This is a genomic window from Streptomyces sp. NPDC006510 (assembly GCF_040611955.1).
Taxonomy (GTDB): domain Bacteria; phylum Actinomycetota; class Actinomycetes; order Streptomycetales; family Streptomycetaceae; genus Streptomyces.
On record NZ_JBEXPH010000310.1, the window covers coordinates 1 to 6,870 of the forward strand.

Genomic DNA, 6,870 nt, shown 5'->3' on the forward strand with positions numbered 1-6,870 from the left:
GCCTGGGCGCCGCTCGCCGCGCACACCTCGGCCCTGTACGCGCAGGAGCGCGCCGCACCACACATCGCGGCGGCCCGTTCGATGGGCGCCGGGCGGTGGCACGTGGCCCGGCGCCACCTGCTGCCCGCCGTCGTACCCCCGGTCCTGCGCCACGCGGTCCTGCGGGTCCCGGCCATCGCGCTGGCCCTCGCCTCCCTCGGCTTCCTCGGCCTGGGCACACAGGCACCGGCGCCCGAGTGGGGCCGGATGCTGTCGGAGAACATGCCGTACACGGAACGGGCCCCCTGGTCCGTACTCGCCCCCGCCGCCGCACTCGCCGCCCTGGGCGCACTGGCCGTCCTCACGGCGGCGGCGGTACGGGGCCGCGCCCGCACCCGGGCAGGCGCCGCGTGAGCGGGCGGGAGCGGGGCCCCGCCGGGCCGTCTCCCCGGAACCGACGCGCCACCCGACTGCGTACGGCGGCCCGGTGGCGCCGCCCGAGGACGCACGACGGCCCGGTCCGGGGCCGTGCGGAGGAGTCCCCGCAGGGCGACCAACGGGATACCCGGGTCCCCCGCGGAACGTTCGTCGTCCGAGGAGACGCCCCGGAGGGGCCCGGACCACCCCGCCGAAACCCTCGGCGGGGTGACCCCGTGACCGCCGGCCCCACCGTCACGGCGGCAGCGCGGACCACCCCGTACCTCCGCCTCCTCGCCGCCACCCAGTTCGCCTTCAACATCGGCTTCTACGCCGTACTGCCCTACCTCGCCGCCCACCTCGGCACCGGCCTCGGCATGGCCGGCTGGCTCGTCGGCCTCGTCCTCGGCCTGCGCACCTTCAGCCAGCAGGGCCTCTTCGTCGTCGGCGGGGCCCTCACCGACCGGTACGGGCCCCGCCCCGTCGTCCTCGCCGGCTGCGCCCTGCGGATCGCCGGCTTCGGATGGCTGGCCTCCGCCGGGTCCACCGCGACCGTCATCGCCGCGGTGGTCCTGATCGGATTCGCCGCCGCCCTGTTCTCACCCGCCGTGGAGTCCGAGACCGCCCGCGAGGCCGTCCGGTACGAGCAGGACACCGGAACCCCGCGCGCCCAGGTGCTGGCCGTGTTCTCCGCCGCCGGACAGGCCGGTGCCTTCATCGGCCCGCTGCTCGGCTCGCTGCTCCTGCTGCTCGGCGCCGGCTTCCGGGCGGCCTGCCTCGCGGGCGCGCTGGTCTTCGCCGCGGTCCTCGCCGGACACGCCCGGCTGATGCCGCGCCGGGCTCCCGTCACCCGTACGGCCGAATCCCGGCACTCCTTGCGCGAGGTGTTCGGCAACGGTCCCTTCCTCGTGCTCTGCCTCGCTTACAGCTGCTATCTGATCGCGTACAACCAGCTCTACCTCTCGCTGCCCGCCGAGGTGGAGGAGGCCACCGGCGCGCAGACCGCGCTCGGCTGGCTGTTCGCGCTCTCCTCGCTCCTGGTCGTCTGCGCCCAGCTGCCGCTGACCCGCTGGGCCGCCCGCCGCATCGCCCCGCGCACCGCGCTCGTCACCGGTCTGGGGACCGTCGCCGCCGGGTTCGCCGCCGTACCGCTCACCCCCGGCGGCCCCGCCGGACTGCTGCCCGGCGCCACCCTCGTCGTGCTGCTGACCCTCGGGCAGATGCTGCTGGTCCCGGCCGCCCGCGGCCTCGTACCGGATCTCGTCGACGACCGGCGGCTCGGGCTCGCCACCGGGGCGCTCTCGTCCGTCTCCGGGCTCGCCGTGCTCGGCGGCAGCGCCGCCACCGGGGCCCTGCTCCAGGCGCCCGGCCCGGTGCGGTGGGCGGTGCTCGCCGCCGTGCCGCTGGCGGGTGCCGCGCTCGCCTTGACCCTTCCGGTGGGCGGGAACGGGAAGCGGACGCATTGAGACGGGGTTGGGGTACGGGTAGAGGCATCACCGATCCCACTTGGAGGACGTACGCCATGACCGCCGCACTCTCCGCAGAGCTCAAGGCGCTTCTCGACACCCCCGTCTTCGTCACCGTCGCCACCATCCAGCCCGACGGCAGCCCCCAGGTCTCCCCGGTCTGGGTGAAGCACGACGGCGACGACGTGCTCTTCTCGACGACGGTCGGCCGCCGCAAGGAGCGGAACCTGCGCCGGGACCCGCGGGTCACCGTCGTCGTGCAGCCCGTCGACGCCCCGTACACATACGCCGAGATCCGCGGCACCGCCGAGCTGACCACCGAGGGCGGCGAGGAACTCATCGACGAACTGTCGGCGAAGTACACCGGCAAGAAGTACGCGGAGTTCAACCCGGCGTCCGCCGACGACGCCGAGCGGGTGGTCGTCCGGATCACCCCGCGCAAGGTCGTCGGACGCATCTAGGACGCATCCGGACGCATCCAGGACGTCTATCGGACGCATCCGGAAGGCCCCGCTGTCACAAACTTGTCCCCGCGATCCCCAAGGGGTCGCGGGGCACTGGTGCGCGCCCACTACCCTTGAGGCGTGACTATTCGCCTGTACGACACCAGCGCCCGGCAGATCCGTGACTTCGTACCGCTCACAGCGGGCTGTGTCTCGATCTACCTCTGTGGCGCTACCGTCCAGGCCGCCCCGCACATCGGGCACATCCGGTCCGGGCTGAACTTCGACATCATGCGCCGCTGGTTCGACTACCGCGGCTACGACGTCACCTTCGTCCGGAACGTCACCGACATCGACGACAAGATCATCGCGAAGTCCGCGGAACAAGGCCGCCCGTGGTGGGCCATCGGGTACGAGAACGAGCGGGCGTTCAACGCCGGCTACGACGTGCTCGGCTGCCTGCCGGTCAGCTACGAACCCCGTGCCACCGGCCACGTCCCCGAGATGATCGAGATGATGCGCGGCCTGATCGAACGCGGTCACGCCTACGCGGCCGACGGCAACGTCTACTTCGACGTCCGCTCGTTCCCCGGCTACCTGGAGCTCTCCAACCAGGAGCTGGACGATCTGCGTCAGCCGTCCGGCGAGGGCGAGACGGGCAAGCGCGACCAGCGCGACTTCGCGATGTGGAAGGCGTCCAAGCCGGGCGAGCCCAGCTGGGAGACCCCGTGGGGCCGCGGCCGCCCCGGCTGGCACCTGGAGTGCTCCGCCATGGCGCACAAGTACCTCGGCACCGCCTTCGACATCCACGGCGGCGGTATCGACCTGATCTTCCCGCACCACGAGAACGAGATCGCCCAGGCCAAGGCGTACGGCGACGAGTTCGCGAAGTACTGGGTGCACAACGGCTGGGTCACCATGTCCGGCGAGAAGATGTCGAAGTCGCTGGGCAACTCCGTGCTGGTCAGCGAGATGGTCAAGGCGTGGCGCCCGATCGTGCTGCGCTACTACCTCGGCACCCCGCACTACCGGTCGATGATCGAGTACAGCGAGGAGGCCCTGCGCGAGGCCGAGTCCGCGTTCGCGCGGATCGAGGGCTTCGTCCAGCGCGTCACCGAGAAGGCGGGCGAGACGGTCGAGCCCGCCACCGAGGTGCCGCCGGCCTTCGCCGAGGCGATGGACGACGACCTGGGCGTCCCGCAGGCGCTCGCGATCGTCCACACCACGGTCCGCCAGGGCAACTCCGCACTGGCCGCCGACGACAAGGAGGCCGCGGTCGCCCGGCTCGCGGAGGTCCGCGCGATGCTCGGCGTCCTCGGCCTCGACCCGCTCGACGAACACTGGGCGGGCGAGAGCGACCGCGGCGACGATCTGCACGGGGTCGTCGACACGCTCGTACGTCTCGTACTCGACCAGCGCCAGTCGGCCCGCGAGCGCAAGGACTGGCCCGCCGCCGACGCCATCCGGGACCAGCTCAACCAGTCCGGACTCGTCATCGAGGACAGCCCCACCGGACCGCGGTGGACACTCGGCCCGCGCCAGTAGTCCCCACCGTGTGCCGCCCGGCGTTCCGGGCGGCACACTTCACTTACGTACGCATGTCTGAGAAGCAACGAAACAGGTAGGTCATGGCCGGGAACAGCCAGCGCAGGAACCGCCGCACGTCCAACAAGAAGGGCGCGCAGGTCGGCAGCGGTGGGCAGCGACGCCGTGGCCTCGAAGGCAAGGGCCCGACGCCGCCCGCCTCCGCCCGCAAGGGACACAAGAAGAACCGCGTCGCCAACGCCCAGGCCAAGCAGGCCGCGGTCCGCCGCCCCGCCCCGCGGCGCGGCGGCGTCAAGGGCACGTCCGAGATGGTCGTCGGCCGCAACCCGGTCTACGAGGCCCTGCGTGACGGCGTCCCGGCGACGACCCTCTACGTCCAGCAGTACATCGACAACGACGAGCGGGTCCGTGAAGCGCTCCAGCTCGCCGGCGCGCGCGGCAACATCAACCTGATGGAGGCCCCGCGCCCCGAGCTGGACCGGATGACGAACGGCCTGAACCACCAGGGCCTCGTCCTCCAGGTCCCGCCGTACGAGTACGCGCACCCGGAGGACCTCACCGCCGCCGCGTACGACAACGGCGAGGACCCCCTCATCGTCGCCCTCGACGGCGTCACCGACCCGCGCAACCTGGGCGCGATCGTCCGCTCCGTCTCCGCCTTCGGCGGCCACGGCGTGGTCGTGCCCGAGCGGCGCGCGGCCGGGATGACGGCGGGCGCCTGGAAGTCCTCGGCCGGTACGGCGGCCCGTACACCGGTCTCCCGGGTGACGAACCTGACCCGGGCCCTGGAGGGCTACCAGAAGGCCGGCCTCACGGTCGTCGGCCTCGCCGCCGACGGCGAGCACACCGTCGAGGACCTGGAGGAGCTCGCCGGCCCCGTCGTCATCGTCATCGGCAGCGAGGGCAAGGGCCTCGGCCGCCTCGTCGGCGAGACCTGCGACTACCGGGTCCGCATCTCGATGCCGGGCGGCGCGGAGTCGCTGAACGCGGGCGTCGCGGCCGGGATCGTGCTGTACGAGGTCGCGCGGCGCCGGGCCTGAAAGTCCACCCGCCCGGGGGGGCGGCCGACCAGGGCCTGTCCGGCGGATCACGGCCGGGGTCGCGACGCCTGGTACGGCACCTCGCGGCGTTGCCGGAACGTCCGAACAGCTCCGCCATGAGAACGCTCCACGGCTCCGCCATGAGAGCGCTCGGCGCCTTGCGACGCACCGCACCGGACGTCGCTCCCTGACCGGTCCTGATCCGCCGGACAGGCCCTGTCGCCCCCCGCCGGACGCCATTGACGGGCCTCGGACACATCGGGCCCGTCAAGGCAGTGTCCTAAACACACATCACTCGGTTAGATGAGTGTGGACACCAGAACGCCTCGGTTCGACGAACAACCCGCCCTGAGCATGACCAAGGTGGACTGCGATCCTGCGCAGGTCATCGTCAACCACGCCAGCTTCCGGGTGCAGCTCGCCCCCGGCCAGCGCCCGCGGCTGCGCGGTCTGGCCCCCGCCGGCGTGCCCAGGATCCCCGTCATGAGCGGCGCGGGAGCGGCCCGCGGCAGGCGCTCGCCCGTCGTGTGGAGCGGCAGGTCCGCCCCCGGTGACCCCGGCGCCACCGGGCTCCTCCAGGCCGTACGGAACTCCACCGCGGGCCGCCCGGGTGCCGGGTACGACGCCTATGATCCCTACGCGGCCCCGGAGTTCGACGCCGGACCGGGCACGGGCGGCACCCAGGTCATCGATCTCCTCGAAGAGACCCAGCCCACCCCCGTCATCACCGCCCCCCACCAGCCGGGCCGGCACGGCAGCGGACCACTGCTGCCGCCCATGCGCCAGGCGGTCGGTGCCTACGACGCCGATGACGGCGCGCCGTACGGACCGGAGGCGTACGACGAGGACGGGTTCGACGAGGGGACCGAGGCCCGCGACGGGCGCCGGAGCAGCGACTCGGTGCGGCACGCGTACTACCCCGACCGCCGGATGAACCTCGGCGTCGTGCTGCTGCCGCTGCGGGTCTTCCTCGGCTTCATCTCCGTCTACGCCGGCATGGGCAAGCTGTGCGACCCCGTCTACTTCGACGGCGGCGACCGCGGCTCCATGGTCAAGTGGCTGACCTCGCTGCACCCCTGGGCGCTGGCCGAGCCGCTGCGCGACTTCGCGCTCTCGCACCCCGTCGGCGCCGGACTCACCGTCGCCTTCCTCCAGGTCGTCGTCGGCGTCCTCACCGTCCTCGGCCTCTGGCAGCGGGTCGCCGCCTCGGTCGGCGCGCTGCTGTCCGCCGCCCTGCTGGTCACCGTGAGCTGGCGCACCGTCGCCGTCTACGACGCGCCCGACATCATCTACCTCGCCGCCTGGAGCCCGCTGATCATCGCGGGCGCGCCGGTCTACTCCGTCGACGGGAGGCTCGCCGGCGAGGCCTGGCGCAGGCTCGGCCCGCGCTCGGCGATCTGGGACCTGCGCCGCCGGGTGCTGCGCCGGGGCGCCCTCGTCGCCTCCGTCGTCGTCGGCCTCACCCTTCTCGTGGGCTCCGTGCTCGGCGGCGCGGTCCGCTCCTCCGAAGTCGTCACCGTGCCAGGCCCGAACACCGACCCGACCAACCAGCTCCCCGGCTCCCCGCTCCCGCAGGAGTCCCGCAGCGGCCGGGCCACGCACACGCCGGACGGCCGGCGCCCCGTCCCGTCCCGGAGCAGCGTCGCCACGACGCCCTCCACCGCGCCGTCCACGCCCGCCGCGGGCACCGTCCGCGAGTCCGGCCAGGCGGCCGGTGCCGTTGCCGGACAGCCCAGCCAGACCCAGGGCACCGGCCAGCAGGCCCCGCAGCAGACGGCACCGCAGCCGCCTCCGTCCAGCAGCTCCGGCCCGTCGTCCTCCGGCACCACCGGCACGGGCGGCGGCCCCACCGGCGGCTCGGACAGCGGCAGCTCCGGCGGCGGTACCTCCGGCGGCGAGCAGAACCCCATCGGCGGACTGCTCGGCTGAGCCGTCGCCCGGCCCACGGCAAAGGGGCGGTCACCGGTGCGAAGACCGGTG

Annotated in this window: 6 protein-coding genes; all 6 read left to right on the forward strand. The window is 73.4% G+C overall.

Going from position 1 to position 6,870, the window contains the following annotated elements; genetic code table 11:
* A partial coding sequence (locus tag ABZY11_RS41865; RefSeq protein ID WP_356484197.1) for an ABC transporter permease subunit occupies positions 1 to 393 on the forward strand: 393 nt, incomplete at its 5' end.
* A gap of 239 nt (positions 394 to 632) precedes the next feature.
* A complete protein-coding gene (locus ABZY11_RS41870) occupies positions 633 to 1,862 on the forward strand; it encodes an MFS transporter (protein ID WP_356484198.1) in 1,230 nt (409 codons plus the stop codon).
* A 56-nt stretch (positions 1,863 to 1,918) separates the two neighbouring features.
* Positions 1,919 to 2,323 carry a PPOX class F420-dependent oxidoreductase gene (locus ABZY11_RS41875; RefSeq protein WP_356484199.1) on the forward strand — a complete coding sequence of 135 codons (405 nt, stop codon included), beginning with the start codon at positions 1,919 to 1,921 and terminating at the stop codon, positions 2,321 to 2,323.
* A 123-nt stretch (positions 2,324 to 2,446) separates the two neighbouring features.
* Positions 2,447 to 3,850: a cysteine--tRNA ligase gene (cysS, locus tag ABZY11_RS41880; RefSeq protein WP_356484200.1), complete on the forward strand. Its 1,404-nt coding sequence runs from the start codon at positions 2,447 to 2,449 to the stop codon at positions 3,848 to 3,850.
* A gap of 83 nt (positions 3,851 to 3,933) precedes the next feature.
* Positions 3,934 to 4,890, forward strand: a complete 957-nt coding sequence (gene rlmB / locus ABZY11_RS41885; protein WP_356484201.1) for a 23S rRNA (guanosine(2251)-2'-O)-methyltransferase RlmB — start codon at positions 3,934 to 3,936, stop codon at positions 4,888 to 4,890.
* A 303-nt stretch (positions 4,891 to 5,193) separates the two neighbouring features.
* Positions 5,194 to 6,819, forward strand: a complete 1,626-nt coding sequence (locus tag ABZY11_RS41890) for a DoxX family membrane protein (protein ID WP_356484202.1) — start codon at positions 5,194 to 5,196, stop codon at positions 6,817 to 6,819.
* Positions 6,820 to 6,870 lie beyond the last annotated feature (51 nt).